Annotated in this window: 1 protein-coding gene; it reads right to left on the bottom strand. The window is 50.4% G+C overall.

The genetic code is table 11. The features are described from left to right. The coding region (locus R7O13_RS27560; protein WP_318305287.1) for a DNA-3-methyladenine glycosylase 2 family protein at positions 1 to 670 on the bottom strand (670 nt) is incomplete at both ends.

The raw sequence follows: 670 nt of genomic DNA, 5'->3' as shown, positions 1-670 counted from the left end.
AACTCTCGCCGCTCACCCGCTCCACGCCCTCAATGGCTCTTAGTCGGTAAAAATCCAGCATGTGTTGCCAATTCAACTCACCACGATAAGACAACGCAATTCGATTCGTGCTCACGCCATCAAATTCTCTTCGACGAACTTGAGAAGGCGTGAGCTTCAGAAACTTTTGGAACGCATCGTTGAAACGGCGCGTGCTGTTAAAACCAGCGGCGAAGCCGACTTCCGTAACCGACATCGAACTGGAATGCAGCAACTGTTTGGCGAACATTAACTGCTGATATTGCGCGTACTGTTTTGGTGACATGCCGAGATACTGCTCGAACAACATACGCAAGTAACGATCAGAAATACCAACGCGCTCTGCCAGTTCAGACACCGAGTGGTGATGCAGCTCTCCTCGATCAATCAACGAAATCGCGCGTTGAAATGTTGTTTCTACGCCTTTCGATGCCCACGATCCCGGTGCGCTGTCTGGACGACAACGCAAACAAGGACGATAACCCGCTTTAAGTGCTTGGGCTTTATCGGTGAAGTACTCTACATTTTCTTCTTTGGGTAGGTTCGCCGGACAAATCGGTCGGCAGAAAATCCCTGTGGTTTTTACCGCGACGTAAAATCGACCATCAAAACGGCTGTCTCGCGACACTCGCGCCTTTTGGCACTGCTCGAA

Source organism: Vibrio sp. Y176 (genome assembly GCF_033438945.1).
The sequence above is the reverse complement of the archived record's forward strand: the minus strand, read 5'-3'. Positions and strand labels throughout refer to the sequence as shown.